At 61.5% G+C, this 25,741-nt stretch carries 25 protein-coding genes; 13 read left to right on the top strand and 12 right to left on the bottom strand.

Features of this window, described 5'->3' with window-relative positions; genetic code table 11:
- Window positions 1–54: 54 nt before the first annotated feature.
- Window positions 55–1,623 carry a phospholipase D family protein gene (locus BUC04_RS04995; RefSeq protein WP_067657390.1) on the top strand — a complete coding sequence of 523 codons (1,569 nt, stop codon included), beginning with the start codon at window positions 55–57 and terminating at the stop codon, window positions 1,621–1,623.
- Entirely contained in the window at window positions 1,620–2,396 is a 777-nt protein-coding gene (locus tag BUC04_RS04990; protein ID WP_067657393.1) for a class I SAM-dependent methyltransferase, read from the top strand. Before BUC04_RS04995 ends, BUC04_RS04990 begins: the two co-directional genes overlap by 4 nt.
- Before the next feature lie 60 nt (window positions 2,397–2,456).
- Here the strand turns inward: BUC04_RS04990 and BUC04_RS04985 are convergent, their stop codons facing one another.
- Genes BUC04_RS04985 through bepA form a run of 4 tightly spaced genes read right to left on the bottom strand, consistent with a single transcriptional unit; the run spans window position 2,457 to window position 6,644 of the window.
- Window positions 2,457–4,406 (bottom strand): PKD domain-containing protein, encoded by a 1,950-nt coding sequence (locus BUC04_RS04985; protein WP_067657396.1) that lies wholly within the window; start codon window positions 4,404–4,406, stop codon window positions 2,457–2,459.
- 55 nt (window positions 4,407–4,461) lie between these two features.
- Window positions 4,462–4,854: a DUF2069 domain-containing protein gene (locus tag BUC04_RS04980; RefSeq protein WP_067657400.1), complete on the bottom strand. Its 393-nt coding sequence runs from the start codon at window positions 4,852–4,854 to the stop codon at window positions 4,462–4,464.
- Entirely contained in the window at window positions 4,854–5,204 is a 351-nt protein-coding gene (gene arsC / locus BUC04_RS04975) for an arsenate reductase (glutaredoxin) (RefSeq protein ID WP_067657407.1), read from the bottom strand. Before arsC ends, BUC04_RS04980 begins: the two co-directional genes overlap by 1 nt.
- Before the next feature lie 21 nt (window positions 5,205–5,225).
- Entirely contained in the window at window positions 5,226–6,644 is a 1,419-nt protein-coding gene (bepA, locus tag BUC04_RS04970) for a beta-barrel assembly-enhancing protease (RefSeq protein WP_067657410.1), read from the bottom strand.
- A gap of 178 nt (window positions 6,645–6,822) precedes the next feature.
- Between bepA and BUC04_RS04965 the strand changes: the two genes are divergently transcribed.
- Together BUC04_RS04965 and BUC04_RS04960 are read left to right on the top strand one after the other, a co-directional pair.
- Window positions 6,823–7,053: a sulfurtransferase TusA family protein gene (locus BUC04_RS04965; RefSeq protein WP_067657413.1), complete on the top strand. Its 231-nt coding sequence runs from the start codon at window positions 6,823–6,825 to the stop codon at window positions 7,051–7,053.
- An 18-nt stretch (window positions 7,054–7,071) separates the two neighbouring features.
- Window positions 7,072–8,163: an AI-2E family transporter gene (locus BUC04_RS04960; protein WP_067657416.1), complete on the top strand. Its 1,092-nt coding sequence runs from the start codon at window positions 7,072–7,074 to the stop codon at window positions 8,161–8,163.
- Between the two features lie 76 nt (window positions 8,164–8,239).
- Here the strand turns inward: BUC04_RS04960 and BUC04_RS04955 are convergent, their stop codons facing one another.
- Window positions 8,240–9,019 carry a cyclase family protein gene (locus tag BUC04_RS04955; RefSeq protein ID WP_082766594.1) on the bottom strand — a complete coding sequence of 260 codons (780 nt, stop codon included), beginning with the start codon at window positions 9,017–9,019 and terminating at the stop codon, window positions 8,240–8,242.
- A gap of 191 nt (window positions 9,020–9,210) precedes the next feature.
- Between BUC04_RS04955 and BUC04_RS04950 the strand changes: the two genes are divergently transcribed.
- Window positions 9,211–10,266 (top strand): acyltransferase family protein, encoded by a 1,056-nt coding sequence (locus BUC04_RS04950; RefSeq protein WP_067657419.1) that lies wholly within the window; start codon window positions 9,211–9,213, stop codon window positions 10,264–10,266.
- 408 nt (window positions 10,267–10,674) lie between these two features.
- Here the strand turns inward: BUC04_RS04950 and BUC04_RS04940 are convergent, their stop codons facing one another.
- From BUC04_RS04940 to BUC04_RS04910, 7 genes are read right to left on the bottom strand one after another with little or no spacing between them, the layout of a single operon-like run.
- Entirely contained in the window at window positions 10,675–11,175 is a 501-nt protein-coding gene (locus BUC04_RS04940) for a DUF3299 domain-containing protein (RefSeq protein ID WP_067657425.1), read from the bottom strand.
- A gap of 9 nt (window positions 11,176–11,184) precedes the next feature.
- The gene (locus BUC04_RS04935; protein WP_067657428.1) at window positions 11,185–12,435 is read right to left on the bottom strand and encodes an ABC transporter permease; all 1,251 of its coding nucleotides are present in this window, start codon (window positions 12,433–12,435) and stop codon (window positions 11,185–11,187) included.
- The gene (locus BUC04_RS04930; RefSeq protein ID WP_067657431.1) at window positions 12,429–13,121 is read right to left on the bottom strand and encodes an ABC transporter ATP-binding protein; all 693 of its coding nucleotides are present in this window, start codon (window positions 13,119–13,121) and stop codon (window positions 12,429–12,431) included. Before BUC04_RS04930 ends, BUC04_RS04935 begins: the two co-directional genes overlap by 7 nt.
- A gap of 18 nt (window positions 13,122–13,139) precedes the next feature.
- The gene (locus tag BUC04_RS04925) at window positions 13,140–13,901 is read right to left on the bottom strand and encodes a ZrgA family zinc uptake protein (RefSeq protein ID WP_067657434.1); all 762 of its coding nucleotides are present in this window, start codon (window positions 13,899–13,901) and stop codon (window positions 13,140–13,142) included.
- A gap of 49 nt (window positions 13,902–13,950) precedes the next feature.
- Window positions 13,951–14,235: a hypothetical protein gene (locus BUC04_RS04920; RefSeq protein WP_067657437.1), complete on the bottom strand. Its 285-nt coding sequence runs from the start codon at window positions 14,233–14,235 to the stop codon at window positions 13,951–13,953.
- Window positions 14,236–14,694, bottom strand: a complete 459-nt coding sequence (gene bcp / locus BUC04_RS04915; RefSeq protein ID WP_067657440.1) for a thioredoxin-dependent thiol peroxidase — start codon at window positions 14,692–14,694, stop codon at window positions 14,236–14,238. It lies immediately after the preceding gene.
- A 9-nt stretch (window positions 14,695–14,703) separates the two neighbouring features.
- Window positions 14,704–15,243 (bottom strand): glycine cleavage system transcriptional repressor, encoded by a 540-nt coding sequence (locus tag BUC04_RS04910; RefSeq protein ID WP_067657443.1) that lies wholly within the window; start codon window positions 15,241–15,243, stop codon window positions 14,704–14,706.
- 168 nt (window positions 15,244–15,411) lie between these two features.
- Here BUC04_RS04910 and dapA point away from each other — a divergent pair, with 168 nt between their 5' ends.
- From dapA to BUC04_RS04870, 8 genes are all read left to right on the top strand, one after another.
- Window positions 15,412–16,290 (top strand): 4-hydroxy-tetrahydrodipicolinate synthase, encoded by an 879-nt coding sequence (gene dapA / locus BUC04_RS04905; protein WP_067657446.1) that lies wholly within the window; start codon window positions 15,412–15,414, stop codon window positions 16,288–16,290.
- Window positions 16,291–16,299: 9 nt separating this feature from the next.
- Window positions 16,300–17,382 carry an outer membrane protein assembly factor BamC gene (bamC, locus tag BUC04_RS04900; RefSeq protein WP_067657449.1) on the top strand — a complete coding sequence of 361 codons (1,083 nt, stop codon included), beginning with the start codon at window positions 16,300–16,302 and terminating at the stop codon, window positions 17,380–17,382.
- 199 nt (window positions 17,383–17,581) lie between these two features.
- Window positions 17,582–18,649, top strand: coding sequence for an efflux RND transporter periplasmic adaptor subunit (locus tag BUC04_RS04895; RefSeq protein WP_067657452.1), 1,068 nt, complete (start codon window positions 17,582–17,584; stop codon window positions 18,647–18,649).
- Window positions 18,649–21,744: an efflux RND transporter permease subunit gene (locus tag BUC04_RS04890; protein WP_067657454.1), complete on the top strand. Its 3,096-nt coding sequence runs from the start codon at window positions 18,649–18,651 to the stop codon at window positions 21,742–21,744. Before BUC04_RS04895 ends, BUC04_RS04890 begins: the two co-directional genes overlap by 1 nt.
- 269 nt (window positions 21,745–22,013) lie before the next feature.
- A complete protein-coding gene (locus tag BUC04_RS04885; RefSeq protein ID WP_073325627.1) occupies window positions 22,014–23,021 on the top strand; it encodes a linear amide C-N hydrolase in 1,008 nt (335 codons plus the stop codon).
- 348 nt (window positions 23,022–23,369) lie between these two features.
- Window positions 23,370–23,672 carry a DUF1330 domain-containing protein gene (locus BUC04_RS04880; RefSeq protein WP_067657460.1) on the top strand — a complete coding sequence of 101 codons (303 nt, stop codon included), beginning with the start codon at window positions 23,370–23,372 and terminating at the stop codon, window positions 23,670–23,672.
- 85 nt (window positions 23,673–23,757) lie between these two features.
- Window positions 23,758–24,564: an SDR family NAD(P)-dependent oxidoreductase gene (locus BUC04_RS04875; RefSeq protein ID WP_067657463.1), complete on the top strand. Its 807-nt coding sequence runs from the start codon at window positions 23,758–23,760 to the stop codon at window positions 24,562–24,564.
- Window positions 24,565–24,730: 166 nt separating this feature from the next.
- Complete coding sequence (locus BUC04_RS04870; protein WP_067657466.1) at window positions 24,731–25,606, top strand: radical SAM protein; 876 nt, start codon at window positions 24,731–24,733, stop codon at window positions 25,604–25,606.
- Window positions 25,607–25,741 lie beyond the last annotated feature (135 nt).

The following is a 25,741-nucleotide window of genomic DNA, read 5'->3' as shown; positions in this document are numbered from 1 at the left end:
GCTATCTGAGCTATCTTGTTAGAGTATTGAATCCCTTCTAATTAGAGGCCTTAGATGCTGCAAAAGCGCCATGGATTGCGCCGCTGGGCTCTGGGCTTGGCCCTGGTTGTGCTTGGGGGCTGCGCCAGCCTGCCCACCGACTTTGAAAAGACCCCCTCCCATGCGCTCATCGAGGTGGAAGACACCCGGCTGGGCCGGCAGACCCAGGCGTTGGCGCTGGCCCATCCCAGTGAGTCTGGTTTCTTCGTGCTCAATGATGGCCTGGATGCCTTTATTGCCCGCTATGCCCTGATCAACCAGGCGGACAAGAGCCTGGATCTGCAGTACTACATCTGGCACGACGACCTCACCGGGCGACTGCTGCACAACCGGCTGCTGCACGCCGCTGAGCGCGGTGTTCGGGTTCGATTGCTGTTGGATGATCTCGACACCGCCGGCAAGGAGTCGATCCTTGCCCTGCTGGATGCCCACCCCAACCTGGAGGTTCGGCTGTTCAATCCCTTTGCCAGCCGCAACAGCCGCATGACCGAGTTTGTCACCGACCTGGGGCGGGTAAACCATCGCATGCACAACAAGTCGCTGACCGCGGACAACCAGGCCACCATCCTGGGTGGGCGCAACATTGGTGACGAATACTTCGATGCCACCAAGGACGTGGCTTTTGGCGATGTGGATGTGCTGGCCATCGGTCCTGTGGTCTCCGAGGTTTCCCAATCTTTTGATCTCTATTGGAACAGCGAGCACAGCTACCCGTTAAGCGCTTTCCGCGAGGGAGAGCCACCCAGCGAAGGCGAACTGGCGGCGTTCATCAGGATGTCGGACGAGCACCATCAGGCGGCGGAGGGCAGTGCCTACGCTCAGGCGCTGGAGGACAGTGAGGTCGTCGCCACCGGTGCCATCAACCAGTTGCCGTTTGACTGGTCCCCCTGGCGGCTGGTGTACGACGATCCGGCCAAGGTGGGCACCAGTAAGCTGGATGCCGATACCCACATGGCGCCGGCGCTGCTGCAGATGTTCGCCCAGACTGAGCAGGACCTGATTGTTATCTCCCCCTATTTCGTCCCCGGTGACAAGCTCACCGAGTACTTCGGCACCATGGTGGAGCGGGGCATTCGGGTGCGGATCCTCACCAATGCCCTCAGTGCCAACGACGTGCCGTTGGTTCACGCTGGCTACATGCGCTATCGAAAAGACCTGATCCGCAACGGCATAGAGCTGTATGAGTTCAAGGCGATCAAGGAGCCGGATGACGCTCCAAAGAAGCCGAAGAAATCCCGCTGGAGTGGTGCGTCCCGCTCCAGTTTGCATGCCAAGGTGTTTGGCTTTGATCAGCGCTACCTTTTTGTCGGCTCCTTCAACGTGGATGCCCGGTCCACCATCCTCAACACCGAGATCGGCGTGCTGTTCGCCAGTGACGCCGAGGGCCAGCGTTTCTCCGACAACTTTGACCGCAATGCCCTGCTCAAGGCCTACCGGGTGGAGTTGGATGAGCAGGAGAAACTGGTCTGGATCACCGAGCATGACGGCGAGGGGGTGGTGCTGGACAAGGAGCCGGAGACCAGTTGGTGGATGCGCTTTAAGGCGCGTCTGATGTCGATCTTTGTATTGGAGAGTCAGTTGTGACCGATCACCTCGAATCTAACCGCACCGCCTGGGATCACCGGGTCAAGGTGCACCTGGATTCCCAGTTCTACGATGTGCCCGGCTTCCTGGCCGGAGCCAGCAGCCTTAATCCCATCGAACTGGAGCTGTTAGGGCCGCTTCAGGGCCAGCGATTGTTGCACCTGCAGTGCCATTTCGGCCTGGATAGCCTTAGCTGCGCCCGGCTGGGCGCCGAGGTCACCGGGGTCGACCTGTCGCCCGAGGGGGTACATCAGGCACGTCAGCTGGCGCAGCAGGCCAAACTGGAGGCCGAGTTTGTTTGTGCCGATGTGTTTGACTACCTGGCCCAGGTGGAACCGACCTTTGACCGGGTGCTGGTCTCCTACGGCGCCTTGTGCTGGCTGCCCAGTCTGGCGCCCTGGGCCGAGGGCATTGCCCGGGCGCTGAAACCCGGTGGCCGCCTGGTGCTGGTGGAGTTTCATCCGCTGATCGACCTGATGGCAGGCTACGGCTACTTCCATCGGCCGGAGCCGGACTGGGAGGAGGAGGGCACCTACACCGAGAACTGCCCCGGTGAAACTCACCCCATGGCCTGCTGGGTGCACAATATCGGTGAGGTGGCCCAAGCGCTGCGTTCGGCCGGGCTTACCCTGGAGAGCCTGGGAGAGCATGCGGTAAGCCCCTATCCCTGCTTCGACGGGATGACCGCGGTGGAAGGCGGCTATGTACAGCTGCACCAGGGCCATCCCAAGCCGCTGCTGTACCACCTGGTGGCGACTAAGCCGGAGTCGTGAAGGATTGATGGGCAAATAAAAACGGGCCAACAGGCCCGTTTTTTGTTGCTGTAAGCCCGCTTAGTGGCGATGGCCGGAATGGCGGGGCTCGAAGTGATTGCGGCCGGGCAGTCCCAGTGGCTGTGCCAAGGCATCCGGTCGGCTCATCTGCGGCACGGCGGCGGGCAGCACGGTACCTTGCAGTACCAGGTTATCCCACCAGTTCAGCCCTCGAACCATCGGCTGCGGCGTGGCCAGCTGGCTGCTGAGGCCGCTGAGCTCCGGCATGATGTCGTCCAGGATCATCTCCAGCCGGGGCGCCAGGGCATTCTCGCCGATGCGACCGCGCTGCCCCTGGCTGATGATCAGATCCTCAGCCGGATCGGTGGAGCGCTGGGAGGAGACCGCCACATCCCGGAAGATGCCGTAACGGTGCTGCATCATCGCTTCCTCGAACAGCATCGCCAGATCTTCCCGCGGGCTGGAGTAGTTGTAGTAATCCCCAGCCCGGTCCGGGAAGAAGTAGCTGGCCACGTCGTCCGGCGTGTAGTTGCGCTGCGCAGTCGTGGCCGTCTCTCCCTGGAAGCTGACCTGGGCCAGGCCAAACATCTCCTCGCTGGCCAGCGGGTAGCCGTTGGTCAGGTCATCCGAGGGCAAACCGCCGGCTCGGGTACGGGCCCACCACTCATCCAGCAACGAATCGCGGGTGATGTCGTTGTGGGTGCTGCGGGGGAAGTAATCGTTGGCGTGAGCCAGCTCGTGATAGAGCAGGCTGGCCAGATCCGGATTGATCTGGCTCCAATCCCGGTCCAGGTGGAACTCCACCGGGTAGAACAGGCTGGCGTAGTCGTTGTCTTTGACGTAGCGCCAGGGCATCAGGAACTGCAAGGCGGAGCCAAAGCCACTGCGGTAGTCCGGATCTTCGTTGATGGTGTCGCGCTGCCAGGCGTATTGCCACAGGTTCTCCGGATCCAGGTAGATGGCGCCGCTGACCACCCAGTAGAAGCTAGGGCGCACATCGTAGCTCAGTACCACCGCGGAGACCGAGCTGAGCAGGGCGAGGAAGTCGCCGTGGGCCTGATCCGGATGCTCGAGGAAGGCGCGGAACTGGTCACCCATCCAGGGATGGGATACCACCACCCGATCCATCACCTGGTCGATGGTGGGGTTGGGATTGGTTTGGCCGATCAGCGGCAGCGAATCCACCGAGCAGGGCGAATTGAACTGGGTGGAGTAGACACAGCGCTCCAGCGCGTCGGCCCAGGGCGAATCGGGCCGGTAGGCCTGGACTCGAGCCACCGGCTGTTCGAAGTATGCGTCATTGACCGGCGCCGGAGTCGGGGTCACCAGCACCCAGGCCTCATCAGTCACCGCCTGGCCATCCACCTCGGCGGACAGCTCAAACCGCATCAGGGTGTCTTCGCCAACCTGGGGCGCGGTGAAGGTGACGATCAAGGGGTCTTCGTTGACCCAATCGTTGATGGTCGGGCCCTCCAGCAGGCTCCACTGCAGGTTACTCAGCCGGGTTTGGGCTTCTCCGCCCACCACGTCGTAGAGGTTCTCGGCCCGCAGGCTGACCCGGTTACCCTGGGCTACTTCATGGTCCCGCAGCACGCGCAGGCCGGAACCTGCGCTGTTGGCATTAAAATCGAAGGTGCCGACGACGCTGCCCTGTTCATTGGAGACGGTCAGCTCCAGTTGGTAGCTGCCGGTACCGGGGACGGTAAAGGCGGCGAGAGGGCTGGTGGGGTTGGCAATATCGAGGCTGGGGCCGGCGGTCTGGCGCCATTGGTAGCGCCAGTCCAGGCTGCTGCCGCTGGGCGGTCTGCCGTAGAAGGCCACGGCTTCACCGGCCAGCACGCTGGTGTTGCCGATGATGGCGTAATCGCCGCTATCGGGGGTGCCGACGTTGCCATTGCCGGGGGAGGGAGTGCTGTCGTCACCACCGCCTCCGCCGCAGGCCAGCAGGGCAGTAGAGAGTAGCAGGACGGCCAAGGGGTGACCGCCACGGCGAAGCCTGTGTTTGTGCATTCTACAACTCCTTGTGCTTGCGTCGACGCGCTCTCCTTGGCGTCGATGCCGGTGTTCAGTCGGCCGGCTGCTTCCTTTTCAGCCCCAGCCCCAACTCGCGCCCTCTTAAACGGGCGAAGTAGGTACTGGCGATCAGCCATAGCATTAAGCTACCTACCACGGCCGATGCAAGCAACCGCTCTGCCGGGTAGACCCACCAGCCGGTCAGGGCCCAGAGCAGGTATAGACAGGCGATAAAACCGGACCAGGCGTGGGTATAGGGGCGGCCAGTCAGCACGCCCTTGGCGGGAAACAGCAGCGGCAGCATCAGCAGCAGCTGAAAGGTCAGCGAGTAATCGTCACTGCGTCCGGAGCCTAGCTGCCACAGTGGCACCAACACCAGGGTCAGCAGGTAACCGATGCGGGCCAGGGTCAGGCAGCGTTGGGTATTGGGAGCCATCGGCTGCATCAGAGGATCTCCAGCACCGCTTCCGGCGGACGGCCCAGGGCGGCCTTGCCGTTGGCCAGCACCACCGGGCGCTCAATCAGTTTTGGCGTGGTCAGCATGGCGGCGATCAGCACCTCGTCGTTGGCCTCGGCCAGGTTCTGCGCCTTGTACTCCGCTTCCTTGGTGCGCATCAGTTGGCGAGGCGACAGCCCCAGCAGGCTCAGCACCTGTTTGAGCTGCTGTTCGCTCGGCGGCGTCTCCAGGTACTTGACCACCTCAGGGGTCAGGCCCTTTTCCTCCAGTAGAGCCAGGGTTTGGCGGCTCTTGGAGCAGCGTGGATTGTGCCAGATCTGAATGGCGGCTTGGGTCATGGGACCTCCGTGTCGAACAGATTAAAGGTTGCGCATCTGCTGCTCGGCCTGACGCAGCTGCTTGATGCGAGCGTCGATGCGGGCCAGTTGCAGGGCGTTGCTCCGAGACAGCCGGTAGGCGTGCTGAAGCTGGTCGATGGCGCGGGGGTAATCGGCGCGCAGGGCCAGGATCTCCGCCTGTACCTGGTAGCGTTGTGCGGGCATGTCCAGCTGCTGGTAGGTCTGCGCCAGCAGGTCGTAGACCACCGACTTCTCCTTGGTCAGGATCAGGTGACGCTCGAGGATGGGGCGGGCCTTCTCCGGCTGCTTGGCCTCGATGTAGGCGTGGGCCAGGTTGAGCTCCAGTACCGAGTTGTTCGGTCGGGTCTTACGGGCTTCCAGCAGCTTGTCGATCGCCTTGTCATACTGCTTTTGCGCCAGCATCACGTCGGTATAGGTGTCGAGGTAGAACAGGTTCTTCCCGTCTTTCTCCAGCAGCTGCTCGATCAACGCCTGGGCCTCGTCGAACTGGTCCATGCGGAAATGGGTCAGGGCCATGCCGTAGCTGGCCGCATCCTTGAACGGGTAGGTACTGCTGGCCAGCTGGCGCTCGAAGATATCACGGGCCCGTTCGGCGCTGTAGTTGGAGAAGCGTACCTGGGCGCGGGCCTTGGCCAGCTGGAACATCAGGTTATCCGGCACGGTGCGCTTGGGGTAGCGGTTGGCGCGGTTGCGGGTATCGGCGATCCGGGATTCGGGCAGGGGGTGAGTCATCAGCATCGCCGGCGGCTTGCTGGCGAAGCGGTACTGGGCTGCCAGCTTGCCGAAGAAGCTGGGCGCGGCATAGGGGTCAAAGCCCGCCGCCACCATGGTCTGCATGCCGATGCGATCCGCCTCCAGTTCGTTGGAGCGGGTGTAGTTGATCTGCATCTGCTGACCGATGGCCAGGGTGGACTGCAACGCCGCGATCCCCGCCTCCGGGGCCGCCATCGCCAGCAGGATGGAGCCCAGTACCCCGGCCAGGGTTGCCGGACCGGTCTTCTGCTGGGCCTCGATGGAGCGGGCCAGGTGGCGCTGGGTGACGTGGGCGACTTCGTGCGCCAGTACCGAGGCCAGCTCGCTTTCGCTGTCGGCATGGTGGAACAGGGCGGTGTGTACCCCGACGTGGCCGCCGAAGAAGGCGAAGGCGTTGATCTCGGAGTTGTTGACCAGGAAGAACTCGAACGGCGTCTTGACGTTGCCGGCGTGGGCGACGATGCGGTGGCCCACATCGTTGAGGTATTCGTTCATCACCGGATCGGTAACGATGGGCAGTTGGCTGCGCAGCACCCGCATGTAGACGTCACCGATCTCGTTCTCTTTGTCGATGGTGAGGGTGGTCGCGGCCACGGTGCCCAGTTCCGGCAGCTCGTTGGCGGCTTTGGCGATCCCCACACTGACCAGCAGAGAGAGGGTCAGCATCCAAAGGGCAGATAAGCGGTTGACGTATTTTTTCACTGGGGCGGTTCTTTTCTCGTTACTTCTCTTAGAATCGCGCAAAAACTGCTACGTGCCAGAGGTTTGTGGTTTTCGAAGCGGCAAGCAATAATAGGCGCCAACCGTCACTTTACCAAATGCTTTCGGCATTGGGGCACTTTGTATGGGCCCAGCGATTCAGACAGTGGATTTGCGCCAGGAGCGTTGTCCCCTGGCCTTTGTCAAAGCCAAGCTGGCGATCCGGGACAGAGACCCGGGGCAAGCCTTGGCTATCTTGATCTCTGACCCTGGGACCCGCCGGGATGTTCCGCGCTGGTTGCAGAAAGTCGGGATAGAATACGAATTAACACAACAGGATGACAAACATTGGGTTGTTATCCTGTACGCACAGTAAGAGGAATGAGCCGGAATCATGTGGAACCTGGTCCGCGACTGGTATCGAGATAAGTTTTCCGATCCACAGGCGGTGACCCTGGCCGTCATCCTACTGGTGGGCTTCGCCACCATCTATTTCTCCGGCAAGCTGCTGATGCCGCTGCTGGTGGCCATCGTACTGGCGTACATGCTGGAGTGGCCGGTGGCCCGGTTGGAACGTTTGGGCGTGCCACGCAGCGTGGCCGCCAGCCTGGTGCTGGTGCTGTTCATCATACTGATGCTGGTGGCAGTGCTGGTGCTGCTGCCGGCGCTGTGGCAGCAGGGGGTGACCCTGGTGGCGGAGATGCCGGCGATGTTCAGCCAGTGGCAGAGCCTGCTGATGACGCTACCGGAGGAGTACCCAACCCTGATCGAGGAGGAGCAGCTGCGCGCCCTGGTGCAGAGCTTCAACAACTCGTTGCTGCGCTGGGGGCAGGGGCTGGTGTCCATGTCGCTGGCGTCGCTGGTCGACCTGGTGGCACTGATGGTGTACGCCATCCTGGTGCCGTTGCTGCTGTTCTTCTTCCTTAAGGACAAGCAGGAGCTGATGCGCGATGTGTCCCGCTTTGTGCCGGACAACCGCGAGCTGGCCAACCAGGTCGCCACCGAGATGAACGTTCAAATCGGTAACTACATCCGCGGCAAGGTGATTGAGATCGCCATTGTTGGGATCAGCAGCTTCCTGGTGTTTATGTTCATGGATCTGCGCTACGCCGCGCTGCTGTCGGTGCTGGTGGGGCTGTCGGTGGTGATCCCCTACATCGGTGCCACCGTGGTGACCATCCCGGTGGCCCTGGTGGGCTTCTTTCAGTGGGGGATCTCGCCGCAGTTCGGTTACCTGCTGCTGGCCTACGGCATTATCCAGGCCATCGATGGTAACGTGCTGGTGCCCCTGCTGTTCTCCGAGGCGGTCAACCTGCATCCTGTGGCGATCATCGTCTCGGTGCTGATCTTCGGAGGCCTGTGGGGCTTCTGGGGGGTATTCTTCGCCATCCCGCTGGCGACCCTGGTCAAGGCGGTGATCAACGCCTGGCCTTCGGCTCGAGAGCGGATGCAGCACGCGGAAGAGTCGGCTGCCAGCCAAGCTTAATTACTCAGCCTGCCAGCAGGCCTTTGAGTCCAAATAAAGCGCGCCTTGTGGCGCGCTTTTTTGTTGCCACTGGCCTCTAGCGTACGTTGGGCAGGAAGGCGACGATGCGCAGCGGGGCGCCACTGCCACCCTGGATCTTCATCGGCAGGCCAATCACCTCGAACCCTTTGGCGGGCAGGGCGTTAAGGTTGGCCACGTTTTCGATGCCCGGGATGTTGTTCTTAAACAGGATCTGATGCGTCTCAAACAGGGTCGAGCCGCCATAGTCGATACTGGGGGTGTCCAGCCCCACCGCCTTGATGTTGCGCTCATTGGCGAGGAAGCGGGCGGCGTTCGGGTGGATGCCGGGAAAGCGCAGCTTGGCGACGGCATCGGCGCCACGCTCAGCGGTGCCCATGTAGCGCTCCTTGTCCGGCCAAAGATCGCTGGAGCCGGTGTTAAACAGCACGATGGCGCCCTCTGGCAGGGGACCATGCTCGCTTTCCCAGGCCTTAATGTCCTCTACCGTGGCCTGGTAGTTGCGGTTCTCCTCGGCCTGGGGCCGGATGTCGATCACCACCCCGGGGCCTATCAGCTGCTCCAGCGGGATCTGCCCCACGCTGCGCATGCCCCTGGCAAAGTGAATGGGGGCATCGACGTGGGTACCGCCGTGCTCCGCAGCGCGGAAGTTGTAGGCGCTGTAGTAGAACCCTTTATCGGTTTCTCCTTCTGCCACCACCGTCTTCTCGAAGCTGTCGGCGGTGGGCCAGTAGATGGCGGCCCGGTTGAATGAGTGGGTCAGATCCAGCCAGACCCCATCAAATCCGGCCAGGGCCGGTTGGGCAATCAGTAGGATGGCAAGCAGGGCAGGGCGCATAGGGCCTCCATGGCGAGTCAAAAACCGTTTGAGTGTAGCCATAATCCCGACACCCTGAGGTGACCGGCTCACTACATTCCCGGTCGGCCCCTGTGCAGACGACTAGGGTTATAGGCACAGCCTCGGCGTTGGAGCACATTGGCGTAATGGCACGCTAACCTCCACCTGGGCAACCGTACCGAGGTTCACTCATGTACCTGAAGGATCTGCACGCCTTCCGAGGCTTTGCCATCGTTAACATCGTACTGGCGCATACCGGCGGCGTGTTGCTGATCGTGCAGTACTTTATGGTGGGACGAACCCGTACGCCGGGCTGGGAGAACGCCTTTGGCTTAAGCGAGACCCTGTTTCATGGCAGCACACTCTATTTTGCGCTGATCTCTGGCCTACTATTTTCCGCGGTGCTGGCGAAGAAGGGTTGGGGCCGCTTTGTCAGCAGCAAGCTGCGTTACGTGCTGCTGCCCTACCTGGCGATGAGTCTGCTGTTTACCCTGGTGTTCTTCGACTTTGAGCAGGGCCGGGTGGTGGTGTTTCCCTACGCTTCAGGGACCGAATTTCTCCACACCCTGGCAAGCCACCTGATGGCGGGATCGGCGTCTGCTCAGTTCTGGTACCTGCCCACGCTGGCGGTGCTCTACCTGCTGACGCCGCTGCTTTGGCGCCTGGCCCAGTACAGTCGCGTATGGCTGTTTGCCCTTGGGCTGCTTCCTCTGTTGCTGCCGCGCACCGCCATCGAACTCTCGCCGCAGACGGTGGGGTATTTTCTTGGGGCTTACAGCCTGGGGCTGGCACTGGGCATGGACTATCAAGCCGGGCTGAACTGGTTGCGCCGCTGGCAAGCGCCCTTGGGGGCGGTGGCCCTACTGACTACCCTGGTGTTGTTCATGCTGGTGCGTAAATCGGAGCCTCTGACCTCGCTGGGGCTGCTAATGGAGTCGCTGTTCTACCTGCAGAAACTGGCGCTGGCCGCCTTGGTGTTGTTGCTGCTTAACCGCTATGAATCGCGGCTGCCACGGGCTTTGATGATGCTGGGTAGCTACGCCTTTCCCATCTTTTTCCTGCACATGTTCTTTATTGGCCCCTTCACTTTTGCGCTGCTAACGCGCTTCCCCCCGTTGTTGTCCGGCCCGATCAACCTGCTGGCCAATCTCATCAGCCTGGTGGTGGCCCTCACCGCCTCTGTTGCGGTGGCCTGGCTGCTGCAGCGCCTGCTGGGTCGACATTCACGTTCACTTATCGGCGCCTGATCTTTTGTCTTATTTGTCGCTGCGCAAATACTGGATGGCCCGCAAGCTCTTCGCCGACTTGGCCGTTCCTGTGCATCCATGCACCTACGGCATTGATGCTTCCTGCATGGCAGGTCGCCCGAGCGACATGGTAATAGACAAGGCTGAGGGCCAGGATGGCCTGAATGGCTCGCGGAGACAGGGATGTCGACTCGAGTCAGTGCCGCAGGATTTTGCCATGAAAGAGAGGAGTAGCGACGATTGGAGGCAATGGGGGTTCCAAGGGGGCGCTAGCCCCTTTGGTTTCATTCACCAATGGTGGGCGGTACGTGCACACAAGCGCTGAAGCAACAGGGGGCACCAGTAGACTGGTGGCAACAAAAAAGCCCCTCACTGGGAAGGGGCTCAATCAATACGCTTACAGAGGACTTAGCCTTCGTCGTAGGGATTAGCCAGCGTGGCTTCCATGGAGTAACCCGCAGCGAAATCTTCGATGGTGAAGGTGGTGGTTGAAACCTTACCGGTCACCCATACCGCATCCCAGATGATGTCTAGCGGGATCCCCTCATCGTATTTCACGTACACCAACTGGTTGGTCGGCGGCGGCGGTACGTGAACACAAGCACCGAAGTACGGCACCAGCAGGAACTCGGTCACCTTGGTTTCATCCCCTTCCAGCGGCACGATGAAGCCCGGCAGCTTGATGGTTTGACCGTCCAGTTCAGGCACTACCTGGCCGATGGGCTGAACCCAATCCGCCGGGCCGCTCTCATCGGCGAAGGGGTCGCCCATGTGCGGGTTGATGGGCGCCAGAACCTGGTCTCGCTCCGATTGCGGGCGCAGGTCGTCCCACTGCAGTACCTTCACCTCGGCCAGGGCCAGGGCGGGCAGCAGCAGTGCGGACAGCATCAGGGCTTTCACGGTCTTCATGTTTCGTCCTTACAAGCGTTGTGTCAGGCCATCGGCCAGGGTGTGTCGGTAGGCGCGCCAAGCGGGAATGATCCCGGCCAGGGAACCAGCCACTTGAACCGACAGCATCATCCAGGCCACCGACCCCGTCGGGGCCGCCAGGCTGAGAACCAGTCCGTATTGTGCCAGTGCATAGGGGGCCAATGCCAGCAGACAAAGCTGCGCCAGCAGGTAACCCAGTATGGTACCCACCAGGGCCAGGGCCGCAGCCTCAACCCACAACAGCAGGAACACATGGCGTGGGCCGGCGCCCATCGCCCGCAGGATCGCCATCTCGCGACGACGCTCGCTGAGGCTGGCCAGCAAGGTGGTGAGCATGCCGGTTAGACCCACCGCCACCACGAAGCCTGCAACGATCGCCAGGGCCTTCTCGGCCTGATCCAGCAGTGTCCACAGCTCCGCCAGCGCCATCCCGGGCAATACCGCGGAGAGCGGCTCTGAACGGTTGGTGTTGATGGCCCGCTGTACGTTGAGCAGTTGGAACTTGGACTCCAGCCCCACCAGGAAAGCGGTGATGGTCTTAGGGGTCAGATCAAACTGCTCCAGCTGATCGAGGTTGACCGCGTGGGTCTGGGTGCCGCCTTGCCAGCCAACATGGATCGCCTCAATGGCTTCTAGCGAGACGTGCAGGCTTCGATCCACCGGGGTGCCGGTGGCCGCCAGGATCCCCACCACGGTGAAGGGCATGTCGTCGTGCTCGGAGAAGCTGACCGACGCGCCGGCACCGTGGGAAAGCACGATCTCCTCGCCCAGGTCATAGCCGAGCTTGCGAGCAACCTCGGCCCCAAGTACCACGTCAAACAGGCTATCGAACTGCTCACCCTGGGCCAGACTCAGCGACTGGCGCTGACCAAACTGGTAGTGGGTGAAGTAGTCCTGGTTGGTGCCCACTACGCGGTAGCCCCGGTGGGAGTCCCCCAGTGACAGCGGGATAGTCCAGGCCACACCGCGGGTCTGGGCCAGGCGTTCGTAGGTGTCGTAGCCGATGTTGTTGGTAGCGTTGCCCAGTCGGAATACCGAGTAGAGCAGCAGGTTGATGTTGCCACTGCGGGCACCCACCACCAGATCGGTGCCGGAGATGGTGTTGGCAAAGCTCTGCTTGGCCTGGTTGCGCACCACCTCCACGCCGATAAACAGCGCCACGGCGATGGCGATCACCGTCAGGGTCAGGCAAACGCTGGTAAGGCGGTTGCGCAGGCTTTTCAGCATCAGACTCAGCATGGCAGCACCTCCGTCCCCTGGTCATGCACACTGAGCAGGTACTCACTGTCCACCACCCGAGCCAGGTCCGGATCGTGGCTGACCAGCAGTAAAGCGGAGCCCGCTTCACGACATTGGGCAGCCAGCAGGTCCATAAAGCGATCTCGGGCGACCGGGTCCAGCGCCGAGGTGGGCTCATCCGCCAGGATCAGCGCCGGGCTGCCGATCAGCGCCCGGGCCACCGCGACCCGCTGCTGCTGACCGACTGACAGCTCGGTGACCTTGCGATCGCACAGCTTGGCGTCCAGCTCCATCGCCGCGAGCAAGCGGTGAACCTCGGCATGGCCGTCCTTCACCCGTTTGCGTCGCTCGGGGGCGAACTTCAGCGGCAACAGGATGTTCTCCCGCACGCTGAGAAACGGCAGCAGGTTGAACTGCTGGAACACGATGCCCATGGCATCGGCCCGCAATCGGTCGCGCTGGCCAGCGCTGAGTTGGCTGAGTTCCTTGCCCAGCAGGCTCAGTTGGCCCTGGTCGGGAGCGAGAACGCCACTGACCAGGTTGAGCAGGGTGGACTTGCCGCTGCCGGAGGCACCACGGAGCATCGCCCGTTCGCCGGCGGCCAGGGTCAGCTTCGGTACGGTGAGCGTGCGCTCACCGCCCGGCCAACGGTACTGAAGTTGATTGATTTCCAGTTGTGGCTTCATCGTGATTGAAGGGCTTCCTTACCAGCTCATGGTGGCGTTGCTTTTATCCAGCACAGCGCCGCCGCTGCCTTTCTCAGTGAGGCGTTGAACGTTCATCTTATGGGTGCTGGGGTAATGCTTGAAGAAGTCCACCTGTACCCGGTTGAGCTCCTCGACCTGGTTGCACTGCCAGCGCCAGTGGGCATCCAGCTCCATGTGGCCGACGTAGCCAGGGGTATCCAGATCCGCCGGCGGGGTGATCTCCACGTCGGTGGGGTTGCAGTCGGCCGCGCCGTTAAGCACGAAGAAGCGGTGGCCGGCGGTCATTTGATTGAGCACCCGGCGTACCTGCTCTTTCTCTTCATCGTTGGCGGGGGCACGCTCGAAGCCCCACAGGGCGTCGGTGTCGATGTTGAGGCTGATCTGTACCGCATCGCCATCCTGGATAAGGGTCAGATCACCGATACCGTGGACGTGGGCACCGTGGCCACCATGCTCGTGGTCATGGTCATGGTCATGGTCATGGTGGTCGTGGTTGTGATCGTCGCCGTGGTCGTGATCGTGGTGATGGGCGTGGGCCTCATCGCCGTGGTCATGGCTATGATCGTGGTCATGGCCGTGACCAGCGTGGTCATCATGGGCGTGATCGCTGGCGCCGCTGGCCTTGGTATGCTCGTGCTCGGCGTGCTCGTGACCGGCGTGATCATGGTCGTGACCATCATGGTCATGATCGTGGTCATGGGGGTGACAGGCGGACAGGGCGAAAGCGGCAGCCAGGGCCAGAGCAATTTGGGTTTTCACGTTAAAACTCCTGAAGTGAATTGGGATAAACAGTTAGCGTCAGTTCAGTTCAGGCTGGAGGGCCTCGGCCGCCGCGAATGCTCAGGGCCAGGGAGGGGGCCCCATAGCTTGGGGCCTCACTGCGCACCGCCTGGCTTGGGCTGGTGGGCAGGATAAAGGGGGTCAGGCCGGTGGCCTGGTACCAGTGTTCAATCAGCAGCGCCTGGGCGCAGGGGACCCCGTGGTCGTGATCGTGGAACTCCTCCGCCAGGGCCGGTGCGGCCAGCATGGAGAGGAAGATGGACCAGAGCAGCAGCGCCAGCGCAATGGGGCGCGACCACGGGGCAGGGCTCATTTACAGCAGGCCCAGTACCACTTCGTGGTGGTCTTTGGTCTTGAACTTATTGATAAAGTGCTCAATGTTGCCATCGGGACCGATTAAGAAGCTGAGGCGGTGAATGCCATCATACTCTCTGCCCATGAACTTTTTCAGTCCCCACACGCCAAATGCGTCGGCGACCGCGTGATCTTCGTCCGAAAGCAGGTGGAAATTCAGCTCATCACGCTCGGCGAACTTGGTCAGGCGCTTCACCGGATCGGGGCTGATCCCCATCACCACCACATCGTGCTGATCTAACTCGGCTTTGATGTCGCGCAGCTTTTGTGCCTGAACGGTACAGCCCGGGGTCATCGCCTTGGGGTAGAAGTAGACCAGCACGCGCTTGCCGGCGAAATCCGCCAGGTTGATGGTCTCGTCATTTTGATTCTGCAGGGAAAATGCCGGTGCTTTGTCGCCAGCTTGTAGGGTATTCATCGCTTCTCCTTACTCGGTTTCACTGTGTTCCATTCGGCGGATGCGGCAGCTCAGGCCCATGCTCTGGGCCAGCTCGGTCAGGCTTTGCTCCAGCGCTTCCCGGTCGATGCGGTCGGTGACATTGATGCGCACCTCCACCTTCTGCTGTCCGTCGCTGCCTTCGCCTTTCTCGGCGTGGGAGCTGAAACCGGCCAGGTCCAGGTTGCGGTCGGCCACGAACTGGGTGATCTGACGCATGGTGCCGCGTTTGTCCTCCCCTTCGAACTCCACCGCCAGGCGGCCGGTGTAGTCGGGAGAGTGGTGGCGGGAGGTACGCTTGCAGATGGTCATCAGATCAAGGGTGGCAGCGGCCACCGGCAGCTCGCTCTCCAGTCGGGTGACAGCAGCGTAGTCGCCGCCCACCAGCATGATCAGGGAGAATTCGTTGCCAAAGATGGCGACCCGACTGTCGATAATGTCGCAGTCGCAGCCGGCGGTCAGCTTCGCCAATTCGTTAACGATGCCGGGGCGATCGGTGCCCATCGCGGTGACGGCCAGAAACTGGGTCATAACGTGCTCTTTCTGTATCGGGGCAGGACCAAGGAAGGGGCTTGGTAGACACCCGTTGTGGGTCATCGGTGGCGGCTATGCTAGCACATCTGATTTCGAAGTATGCTCCCTTGTCTTAACTGGCCCCCATCAGTACCATAGCTGGCTTAATCGGTAAGGAAAATAAGCATGTTTCGCGGAAGTATTGTGGCGCTTGTGACGCCGATGCACCAAGACGGTTCAGTGGATTTTAACGCGCTGGCGAACCTGGTGGAATTTCACATTGAGCAGGGCACCGACGCCATTGTTGCGGTCGGGACCACCGGCGAGTCCGCCACCCTGGCGGTGCCGGAGCATCTGTCGGTGGTGGAAGCCGTAGTGAAACAGGTGGCCGGCCGCGTCCCGGTGATCGCCGGGACCGGTGCCAACGCCACCGCTGAGGCGATCGCCCTGACCCAGGCAGTGGATAAGATCGGTGTGGACGGCATGCTGTCTGTCACTCCTTATTACAACAAGCCGACCCAGGCGGGCCTGGTTGCCCATTTCCGCGCCATCGCTGCTGTCACCAAGACCCCGCAGATCCTCTACAACGTACCGGGCCGCACCTGCTGCGACATGAGCCTGGAGACCGTGGCCGAGCTGAGCAAGGTAGAGAACATCGTGGGTATCAAGGACGCCACCGGCGATCTGTCCCGTGTGACCCCTCTGCGCAAGGCCTGCGGCGACGACTTCCTGCTGCTGTCCGGTGACGATCCGACCGCCATGGCCTTTATGCTGGCCGGCGGTAACGGTGTTATCTCCGTCACCAACAACGTTCGCCCGGCCCAGTTCAAGGGATTGTGCTATGCCGCCCTGTCTGGCGACCTGGCTACCGCCCGGGCACTGGATACCCAGCTGCACCCGTTGTACAGTGCCTTGTTCGTGGAAGCGAATCCGATTCCGGTGAAGTGGGCCATGGAAGCCCTGGGCCAAACCCAGGCCACCCACTTCCGCCTGCCCCTGACCGCACCGTCAGAGGCAACCAAAGAGTGTGTGCGTGCGGCGCTGGCGGCGTCGCAGCCAGTTTGAGGGAACAGAATGAAACGCAGTATTGTGGCTGTGGCCGTGTTGGCCATGGTCGGTTGCTCCACCCCCCTGGAGCGCCGTCAAGCCAGTGGTGGCTTTGACTACCTGGAAGAAAAGCCTGGTGTGCCCCTGGTTATCCCGGAAACCCTGGAGCAACCACGCTTCAGCAACGAATTTGCCTTGCCGGATCTGGGTGAGCGCGCCGACGCCGACGTGGTTGGCCCGCGTCTGGATGTTCGCCCACCGCTGCAGGTTCTGCCGCTGGCTCCCGGAACCCGACTGCAGGATGGCGTCGACAGCGTCACCGTGCTGATCGAAAGCAACGACGACGATCTGAACCTGGCCAGCGAGATTGACGAGGCCCTGGTGGGTTTCCTCAATGAGAAGGGCGTCAACCTGGCCCAGCACCAGGGCGGCACCATCACCACCGACTGGATCGAGAACCAGGAGGTGATCGGCAAGAAGTGGTGGCGTGAGCAGGTCTACGAGATCCGTCAGCGTTACCAGTTTGACACTCAGGTGAAGGATCACGGCCGTACCGGTTCCATCACTATTGAGCTGGTTGACCACGAAGAGGGCCTGGACGGCATCGATGATTCCATCGTGTTGACCGACGCCGACCGTCGTCGCTACGCCATCGACATGCTCAACAGCGCCATCTCCTACATGAACTTCGAGCGCGGCCAGCGCCAGATGCTGCGTGATCTGGAAGATGGTCGTGGCTTCAACACCGAGCTGGGCTTCGACCGTGACGAGAACGCCGCCTTCCTGGCGGAAGCCGATTTCGACACCGTCTGGGGTCGGATGAGCAAGGTGCTGCCGGCATTGGGCTTCGAGGTGCGTGACCTCGACAAGGGCCTGGCCACCTACTTCGTTGAGTACGACTCCGACCTGGGCTTCTGGTCCAAGCTTTGGGGCGACAACGATCAGCTGCCGCTGGATGAGGGTTCCTACCAGATCCTGCTGGACAGCATCGGCGAGCGTACCTCCATCACCCTGATGGACAACAACGGTGACCCGCTGGATAACGAGACCGTCACCGGGCTCTATAACCGATTCGCCGAGCTGTTGCAAAAAGAGCTTCGCGACCTGTAAAAATCAAAAAAGCAGCCATAAACGGCTGCTTTTTTTCTCTTTACCTTGCTTTACTCTTCAGTAGAAATGTAACCAAACATTGCTACCGGCCCTTCTTTGTTCACTTTTTCGACATTTGTCTCAGTTGACACACTTCTATACAACATTCGCATAAGGCTTTGGGTAAACTCCCTGCCACGAATCTGGAGTGCTGTATCCCATGTTGAAAAAAGTCTTGGCTCTTGCCCTGCCGGCTGTCGCCGCCGTTGGGCTTTATCTGTCTCTGTCCCCCGCTGAAGAAGAGAACGCTGGCCGCGGTCCCAACCGTGCCATCGAGGTGACCACCGCCCACGTCGAAGGCCGTGAGCTGCCGCGTAAGCTGGCGCTGGTGGCCAACCTTGAGGCCTGGCAGGCGGTTACCATCGCCTCTGAGGTGAGCGGTCGTCTGCAACAGATCTCGGTACAAAGCGGTGATCGGGTTGAGCAGGGCCAGGTACTGGTGAAGCTGGATAACCGTCAGCAACTGGCCCAGCGGGACGAAGCCAAGGCCTCGCTGCAGGAAGCGCAGCGTCTGCTGTCTGAGCGTAGCCGTCTGGCCAAGCGCGGTGCCATCAGTGCCTCTGAGCTGGCCAACGCCGAGGCGGAAGTGGCCATGGCCCAGGCCCGCCTGGACAGCGCCGAAGCGGAGCTGGACAAGCGCACCCTGCGTGCGCCCTTTGCCGGCAGTGTCGGCCTGATTAGCCATGCCCCCGGTGCCCAGATCAGCGCCGGTGAGGAGCTGATGAGCCTGGACCAACTGGATACCCTCCGTCTCGACCTGTCCGTTCCGCAGCGCTACCTGGCCCAGATCCAGAGTGGCCAGTGGGTTAACGGCAAGGTGGATACCTATCCCAACCAACAATTTGCTGGCCAACTGGTGGCGATCGACTCCCGGGTCGACAGCCGCAACATGGCGGTGGCCAGCCGCTTTGCCTTCGACAACAGCGATGGCCTGCTCAAGCCGGGCATGCTGACACGGGTTGACCTGACCATGCCCTCGGAACAGCTGCCCATCGTGCCGGTACAGGCACTGGAGTACTCCGGCTCCGACCGATTCGTTTACGTGGTGGATGGCGACAACGTGGCCCACCGTGTCCAGGTCCTGGTGGGGGATCGCCTCGGCAATGAGGTGACCATCAGTGAAGGCCTGGAGACCGGCACCCGCATCGTGGTGCAGGGCCTGGTGGCGGTTCGTGACGGCGCCGAGGTGAATGAAGTGATGGGCGGCGGCAGCGAGGTTGCGCGCTAATGCTGCTGTCGGATGTTGCTGTAAAACGGCCAGTGATGGCCATCGTGCTGTCGCTGCTGCTGACCCTGTTTGGTCTGGTGGCGTTCAGCAAGCTGTCGGTGCGTGAACTGCCCGATGTGGATCTGCCCATTGTTTCTGTCAGTGTCTCCTATACCGGCGCCTCGCCGGCGGTGATGGAGACCCAGGTCACCAAGCTGATTGAAGATCAGCTGTCCGGGATATCCGGCATCGATGAAATTGAATCTGCCAGCCGTACCGGGGTGTCCAACATCACGGTGAAGTTCGAGCTGGACTGGGACATCATGGAGGGCCTCTCCGATGTTCGTGATGCGGTGTCCCGGGTCCAGGGTCGCCTGCCGGACGATGCCGACGAGCCCATCGTGGTCAAGGCCAACGTCTCCGGCGACGCCATTATTCGTCTCTCCCTGCGCAGCTCCGAGATGGACCGCATCGACTTGACCGACTTCGCCGAGCGGGTACTGGTGGATCGCTTCTCCCTGGTCAATGGCGTGTCCCAGGTTGACCTCTATGGCGATCTGGAGCGGGTGGTGTACCTGGAGCTGGACCCCAGCGCCATGGCGGGGCAGGGGATCTCGGTCGCCATGGTTGAGCAGGCCCTGGCCAACCAGAACATGGAGCTGCCTGCCGGCCAGATGCGTAACCGCGACCAGGTGATGCCGGTGCGTCTCGAGCGGGCCATGAACGACGTGGTCGATTTCGAGCGCATCGTGGTGCGCTACAACAACGACGCCAGCCCGGTTTACCTGGCGGACATCGCCCGCATCTACGACGGCGCCAAGTCCGAAACCTCCTCCTTTAAGAGTAATGGCCTCAACGCCCTGGGCTTTGCCATTGCCGCCCAGTCTGACGCCAACCCGGTCTCCGTGGCCAAAGGGGTGCGTGACCTGGTTGAACAGATCCAGCCCACCCTGCCCAAGGGGATGGAGCTGACCGTGGCCTTTGACAGCACCATCTTCATCGACCGCTCCATCCAGGAGGTGTACGAGACGCTGTTCGTCACCGCCGGCCTGGTGATCCTGGTGCTGTTTATCTTCCTGGGTCAGGCTCGGGCGACGCTGATCCCCGCGGTGACCGTGCCGGTGTCGCTGATCTCGGCGCTGATGGTGGCCAGTTTTGCCGGCTTCTCCCTCAACCTGTTGACCCTGATGGCACTGATCCTGGCCATCGGCCTGGTGGTGGATGACGCCATCGTGGTGGTGGAGAACATCTTTAAGCACCTGGAGCGTGGCGCCAGCCCGCTGGTGGCGGCCTACGAGGGCACCCGTGAGGTGGGCTTTGCGGTGATCGCCACCACCGCGGTACTGGTGATGATTTTCCTGCCCATCGCCTTTGCCGGCGGTATGGTGGGCAAGTTCTTCACCGAGTTTGCCGTGACCCTGGCGATGGCGGTGATCTTCTCCTCCATCGTCGCCCTGACCCTGACCCCGGTACTGGGCTCCTTCATGCTCAAGAGCAACGTTAAGCCCAGTCGCTTCAACGGCTGGGTGAACCGTCAGTTCTCCAGTTTGGAGAGTGTGTATCGCCGGGCCCTGGCGCGGATGATCCGCTTCCCCTGGTTGGGCCCGGTGGTGATCCTGCTGACCCTGGTGGCCGCAGCGTTGATGTTCCCCAACGTGAAGACCGAGCTGAGCCCGAAAGAGGACCGGGGCGTGCTCTTTATCTGGGTGAAAGGCCAGGAGGGCACCGCCTACGATCGCATGGTCAAGAACATGGAAGCGGTAGAAGCGAGACTGCTGCCGCTGATGGCCGAGGATGGCCCGCTGGAGGCGATGAACTTCTCCACCCCGGCCTTTGGTAACCGTGGCGATTCCACCGGCTTCTTCGTGCTGCTGCTGAAAGACTGGGCTGCCCGCCCGCAGCACTCCGAGGAGATCCTGGCCGGCCTGCGCCGCGATCTGCGTGGCTTCTCCGATGTGCGTCTGTTCATCATGGGCCCCGGCTTTGGCGGTGGCTCCAGTGATCCGGTGCAGTTCGTGCTCGGTGGTGCTGACTACGATGAGCTGGATATGTGGGCGCACAAGCTGATTGATGCGGTGAATGAGCGCCCTGAGCTGGGCGATCTGGACACCAACTACTCCGAGGACACCCCGGAGCTGCTGGTTCGGGTCGACCTGGATGCGTCTGCCAAGGCGGGGATCAGCCCCCGCGAGATCGCCCAGACCCTGGAAGCGGTGCTCGGTGGCGTCAGCCGCACCACCTTCGTCGAGCGCGGTGAGGAGTATGATGTTTACCTGCGCGGTAACATCGACCGCTTCGATGACGCCTCGGACCTGTCCGGCATCTACATGAACACCGCCGACGGTGAGCGCATCAGTCTGGCCTCACTGGCCCAGTTTGATGAGGTGGGCAGTGCCAACGTGCTGCGCCGCTACCAGCGCAACAAGGCGGTGACCATCAGCGGTCAGGTGGGCGAGGGCTACACCCTAGGCGACGCCCTGGCCACGCTGCAAAGCGAGGCCCGGGAGATGCTGCCGCCCACCATCACCATCGATTACTCCGGTGAGTCGAAGGACTACATGGACAACCAGGCGGACACTTTCCTGGTGTTTGGCCTGGCACTGCTGGTGGCCTACCTGGTGTTGGCGGCCCAGTTCGAGAGCTTCATCAACCCGCTGGTGATCATGTTGACGGTGCCCCTGGGGATCGCCGGAGCACTGCTTGGCCTGTTGCTCACCGGCGAGAGCCTCAACATCTACTCCCAGATCGGCATGGTGATGCTTATCGGCATGGTGACCAAGAACGGCATCCTGATTGTCGAGTTCGCCAACCAGCTGCGGGATAAGGGCGTGGCCTTCGAGGAGGCGATCATCTCTGGTTCGGCCTCCCGTCTGCGCCCGATCCTGATGACCGCCTTCACCACCCTGTTCGGCGCAGTACCGCTGCTGCTGGCCGAGGGCGCCGGGGCCGAGAGTCGCTACGCCATCGGTGTGGTGATCTTCTACGGCATGGCGATCTCCACCGCGGTGACCCTGTTCGTTATCCCGGCGATGTATCGACTGATGGCCAAGGCCACTCACTCGCCGGAGTTCCGGGCCCAGCAGTTGGACAGCGAGCTGGCCGCCCGACAGGGCTAAGCCTGCCTGGCCTCATCCGAGGCCTTTCCGGACCTAATGAATCAAGCCAGCTACCCAGGTAGCTGGCTTTTTTATTGGTTGTACAGACAGTGCCCCCTAATGGCTCTTCATGACCGTCAATGGTTGACACCACACCCGTCCATTGATGGATCAAACCCTCGCATGATGATTATTGGAAACCCCGCAACGGGGGTAAATTCTCCTCACCGAGTTAATCCACTCGACTGAATTTCTAACCCTCGATTTCATCATTACCAGGAGAAGAGACTATGTGTACAAGAGCACAATGGACCGCAGAAGGTCAGCCGGTCCTCGTCGGCCGCAACATGGACTGGACCGAGCGTCAGGGCGCCAAGCTTTGGGTTCTGCCCAAGGGCATCGAGCGCAGCGGACTGACCGATCAGAACCCGCTGACCTGGACCTCCAAGTACGGCAGCGTAGGCACCATCATCTGGGGCGGTGTCAGTTCCGATGGCATTAACGAGGCCGGTCTGGTTTCCAATGTGCTCTACCTGGCGGAAACCACCTTTAAGGCTCGTGACAACGACAAGCAGGGCCTGACCATCGCCCTGTGGGCCCAGTACTTCCTCGATACCTGCGCCACCGTGGCCGAGGTGGTTAAGGCCTGCCAAAACCTCGATGTACGCCCGGTTAAGCTGGTGCACAAGGGTGTGGCGGTGGATGCCCCGGTGCACATGTCGGTTTCCGACCCTTCCGGTGACTCCGCCATCATCGAGATCCTCGATGGAGAGACCCGTATCCACCACGGCCCGCAGTACACCACCATGACCAACTCTCCGCCGTTCGAGGAGCAGCTGGTTCTGCTCAAGCAATACGAAGGTCTGGGTGGTCGCCTGCCGATCCCCGGCACCATGGAAGCGGAAGACCGCTTCGCCCGTGCGGCGTTTTACCTGACCAAGCTGCCGGAGCAGCCGGAAACCTACCAGGCCGCAGTGGCGGCGGTGATGAGCATTATGCGTAACGCCGCAACTCCGCTGGGTGCCAACGACCCGGTGCGCCCGAACATCTCAGCCACTATCTGGCGCACCATCAGCGACGCCACCAACAAGCGCTACTATTTTGAGTTTGCCGACATGCCCAACGTGGTATGGATGGATCTGGACAACTTCGACCTGAGCGAGAACGGTCAGCCGATGATGTTCGACCTGGCCAACAACTTCGAGGCCTCCGGCGAGATCTCCGGCCTGTTCCAGCCCACTGAGCTGTTTGAAACCACCAAGGCCGATGGGGTTGTGACCTGGCAGCCGGGCGACTGAACCGTTGCCTGAGCACGCGCAGTCGTCAGCGGGCTAACCGCCAGCAAACCAAAGCCACCGCACACGCGGTGGCTTTTTGCTTTCCAGCGGGGGGCAGGGGCTGGAAAGGCGGGAGGGAAAGCTTCTGGCTGGCCATTCAACTTATTAGGTTGATAATCCCAAGGCCAGTTTCAATAAAAACTAAATACTGTTTCCAGTGGGCGGGGGATTATCAACTCTCAGGGCAGCGGCTAATCTTTGTGCCAACGAATGAGGCGGTGACTCTCTGGCGATGTGGATAGGGTGGCACTGACTTTGAGTCGCACACCTGTGGCTCGCTGGGTTCACATAGGTTAATAGGAGCTATCCATGGCGTATTACTCGGTACTTGAGGTCACCCCCACCAACCAGGATTGGGTACCCGACTACATCGGCCCGGCTAATGCGCTGGTGGCCAAATATGGCGGCCAGTACCTGGCTCGAACCACTAGCCATGAACGGCTGGAGGGGAGCGGTGAGGAGCCGGCGCTGCGCATTGTGATCCAGTGGCCCTCGGCGGAAGCGGCCAAGGGGTTTATGAGCGATCCTGAGTATGTGCCGCATTTGAAAGCGCGCACCGCCGGCTCCATCAGCCACCACTCCTTGATTGAAGGCAAGGACGACCTGGCCTGAAGCCAAGCTAAAGTTGTAAAGATTGCCGCGCTGCCAAGGCATTAGTCTTGGCGGCGTCGACTTATTCCAGCGACGAGAGAACATCATGCAGAAAACCATCTTGATCACCGGCGCCACCGACGGCATCGGCTTGGAGACCGCCAAGCAACTGGCGATGCAAGGGCACCACCTGCTGGTTCACGGCCGTAACCCGGACAAACTGGCCAAGGTGATCGCGGCGATCGAACCGCTTAACCCGCGGGCCCAGGTTGAGGGCGTTACCGCCGATCTGTCGCGGATGAAAGAGGTCGCTCGTCTCGCTGATGAGGTGGCGGCCAAGGTCGACAAGCTGGATGTGTTGATCAACAACGCCGGTGTTTTTGCCGCTTCCGGCACCACCACTGAGGATGGCCTGGAGCTGCGTTTTGCGGTAAACACCTACGCCCCTTACCTGCTCACCCAGCGGCTGCTACCCCAGCTTGCTGGCGGCCGGGTGGTGAACCTCTCCTCAGCAGCCCAGGCACCGGTGGACCTGGATGCGCTGACCGCGCCAGGGCCGATGGGTTCCGGCATCGCCTATGCCCAGAGCAAGCTGGCGATCACCATGTGGACCCGGGATATGGCCGCTCGGCTCGGTGCCTCCGGCCCCATGGTGGTGGCGGTGAATCCCGCCTCTATGCTGGGCAGCAAGATGGTGAAGGAGGCCTACGGTGTCAGTGGGGGCGATCTCAGCATCGGTGCCGACATCCTGGTCCGTGCCGCGCTGTCGGATGAGTTTGCTGATGCCGGCGGGCGCTACTTCGACAACGACAATGGCCGCTTTGCCGAGCCGCATTCCGCCGGTCGCGACCCCGAGCGTTGCCGCCAGTTGGTCGAGGTGCTGGAGAGCAAGCTGGCCCAATTGCTGGACTGAGCTGCCGAGCTAAGCCCCACTCACCAAATCCATAGCCAAATTGAATCCCCAGTGCCTGCGGGCGCTGGGATAGCCGACTGCGTCCTGTTGACGCTGCCATCGCCCGGCTCGTCCCCGGGTTAACCGTGTTTACGGATCGCGAGATCCCGATAAGGAGCTGACTCCCATGCGTTATGAAGGCAAAGTTTATCGCCCTTGGCCCGAGGCTGAGAGCATCCTGATCCAGGTGACCCTGGGTTGCACCATCAACACCTGTACCTTCTGCAATATGTTCCGCGATAAGCGGTTTAAAGTGCGGGACCTGGAGGGCATCTTCGCAGATATTGAGCAGGCGCGTCGGGTCTACCCCGAGGTCAGATCGCTGTTTCTCATCGACGGCAACGTAATGGCCATCCGCACTGAGCTGCTGCTGAAGATCCTCAACAAGATCACCGAGACCTTCCCGGAGATCCAGAACATCTCGATGTACGCCGGCTTTAACGATCTGCGTCGTAAGAGCGATGCAGACCTGCTGGCATTGAAGCAGGCGGGCCTGGATATGGTCTACACCGGGCTGGAGTCCGGCGACCCCGTGGTGCTGGAGCGCATTAAGAAGGGGATGACCGCCGAGCATGCCCTCGAGGGCATGGCCAAGGCCAAGAAGGCGGGGATCCGGGTGCTGGCGTCCTTCATCTTTGGCCTGGGCGGCAAGCTGCGCTCTAAGGAACACATCGAGGCCACCACCGCGCTGCTTAACCAGATGCAGCCGGAGGAGATCGCGCCGATGGCGTTGGCTATCCAGCCCGGGACCGAGATGGAACAGGAGGTTCAGCAGGGCACCTTCCTGCTGCCAACACCGCTGCAGGTGTTGGAGGAGGAGCAGTACCTGCTGGAGAACCTGGAAGAGTTTGATTGCTACTACTGGGGTGACCATGGCAACAACATTGCACCGATGCGCGGCATGCTGCCACGGGGCCGCTCGGCCTTTCTCGACCGCATCGAGCATGAGATAGCCACCAACCCGGTAACTAAGCAAGAGGTGATCAAAACCTTCGCCTGGTAAGCCGCGGGGCAGTCGGTAAACAGTTAACAAGCAATGCGAAAGGGGCCGAAAGGCCCCTTTTTTGTGGCTTGATGACAGCCCGGCCAGCATGGAACCAGACAGGTCTGTCGACACTTGAATGACGAAACCCTCACA

It is taken from the genome of Ferrimonas marina (assembly GCF_900129905.1).
Classification (GTDB): Bacteria; Pseudomonadota; Gammaproteobacteria; order Enterobacterales; family Shewanellaceae; genus Ferrimonas; species Ferrimonas marina.
Note: the sequence above shows the minus strand (reverse complement) of the source record. Positions and strands in the feature narration are given on the sequence as shown.

Excerpts from the sequence above, each read along its gene's own strand:
- BUC04_RS04995 (WP_067657390.1), top strand. The coding sequence starts at position 55 with ATGCTGCAAAAGCGCCATGGATTGCGCCGCTGGGCTCTGGGCTTGGCC.
- BUC04_RS04985 (WP_067657396.1), bottom strand. The coding sequence starts at position 4,406 with ATGCACAAACACAGGCTTCGCCGTGGCGGTCACCCCTTGGCCGTCCTG.
- BUC04_RS04980 (WP_067657400.1), bottom strand. The coding sequence starts at position 4,854 with ATGCAGCCGATGGCTCCCAATACCCAACGCTGCCTGACCCTGGCCCGC.
- arsC (WP_067657407.1), bottom strand. The coding sequence starts at position 5,204 with ATGACCCAAGCCGCCATTCAGATCTGGCACAATCCACGCTGCTCCAAG.
- bepA (WP_067657410.1), bottom strand. The coding sequence starts at position 6,644 with ATGCTGACCCTCTCTCTGCTGGTCAGTGTGGGGATCGCCAAAGCCGCC.
- BUC04_RS04965 (WP_067657413.1), top strand. The coding sequence starts at position 6,823 with ATGGGCCCAGCGATTCAGACAGTGGATTTGCGCCAGGAGCGTTGTCCC.
- BUC04_RS04960 (WP_067657416.1), top strand. The coding sequence starts at position 7,072 with ATGTGGAACCTGGTCCGCGACTGGTATCGAGATAAGTTTTCCGATCCA.
- BUC04_RS04955 (WP_082766594.1), bottom strand. The coding sequence starts at position 9,019 with ATGCGCCCTGCCCTGCTTGCCATCCTACTGATTGCCCAACCGGCCCTG.
- BUC04_RS04950 (WP_067657419.1), top strand. The coding sequence starts at position 9,211 with ATGTACCTGAAGGATCTGCACGCCTTCCGAGGCTTTGCCATCGTTAAC.
- BUC04_RS04940 (WP_067657425.1), bottom strand. The coding sequence starts at position 11,175 with ATGAAGACCGTGAAAGCCCTGATGCTGTCCGCACTGCTGCTGCCCGCC.
- BUC04_RS04935 (WP_067657428.1), bottom strand. The coding sequence starts at position 12,435 with ATGCTGAGTCTGATGCTGAAAAGCCTGCGCAACCGCCTTACCAGCGTT.
- BUC04_RS04930 (WP_067657431.1), bottom strand. The coding sequence starts at position 13,121 with ATGAAGCCACAACTGGAAATCAATCAACTTCAGTACCGTTGGCCGGGC.
- BUC04_RS04920 (WP_067657437.1), bottom strand. The coding sequence starts at position 14,235 with ATGAGCCCTGCCCCGTGGTCGCGCCCCATTGCGCTGGCGCTGCTGCTC.
- bcp (WP_067657440.1), bottom strand. The coding sequence starts at position 14,694 with ATGAATACCCTACAAGCTGGCGACAAAGCACCGGCATTTTCCCTGCAG.
- BUC04_RS04910 (WP_067657443.1), bottom strand. The coding sequence starts at position 15,243 with ATGACCCAGTTTCTGGCCGTCACCGCGATGGGCACCGATCGCCCCGGC.
- dapA (WP_067657446.1), top strand. The coding sequence starts at position 15,412 with ATGTTTCGCGGAAGTATTGTGGCGCTTGTGACGCCGATGCACCAAGAC.
- bamC (WP_067657449.1), top strand. The coding sequence starts at position 16,300 with ATGAAACGCAGTATTGTGGCTGTGGCCGTGTTGGCCATGGTCGGTTGC.
- BUC04_RS04895 (WP_067657452.1), top strand. The coding sequence starts at position 17,582 with ATGTTGAAAAAAGTCTTGGCTCTTGCCCTGCCGGCTGTCGCCGCCGTT.
- BUC04_RS04890 (WP_067657454.1), top strand. The coding sequence starts at position 18,649 with ATGCTGCTGTCGGATGTTGCTGTAAAACGGCCAGTGATGGCCATCGTG.
- BUC04_RS04885 (WP_073325627.1), top strand. The coding sequence starts at position 22,014 with ATGTGTACAAGAGCACAATGGACCGCAGAAGGTCAGCCGGTCCTCGTC.
- BUC04_RS04880 (WP_067657460.1), top strand. The coding sequence starts at position 23,370 with ATGGCGTATTACTCGGTACTTGAGGTCACCCCCACCAACCAGGATTGG.
- BUC04_RS04875 (WP_067657463.1), top strand. The coding sequence starts at position 23,758 with ATGCAGAAAACCATCTTGATCACCGGCGCCACCGACGGCATCGGCTTG.
- BUC04_RS04870 (WP_067657466.1), top strand. The coding sequence starts at position 24,731 with ATGCGTTATGAAGGCAAAGTTTATCGCCCTTGGCCCGAGGCTGAGAGC.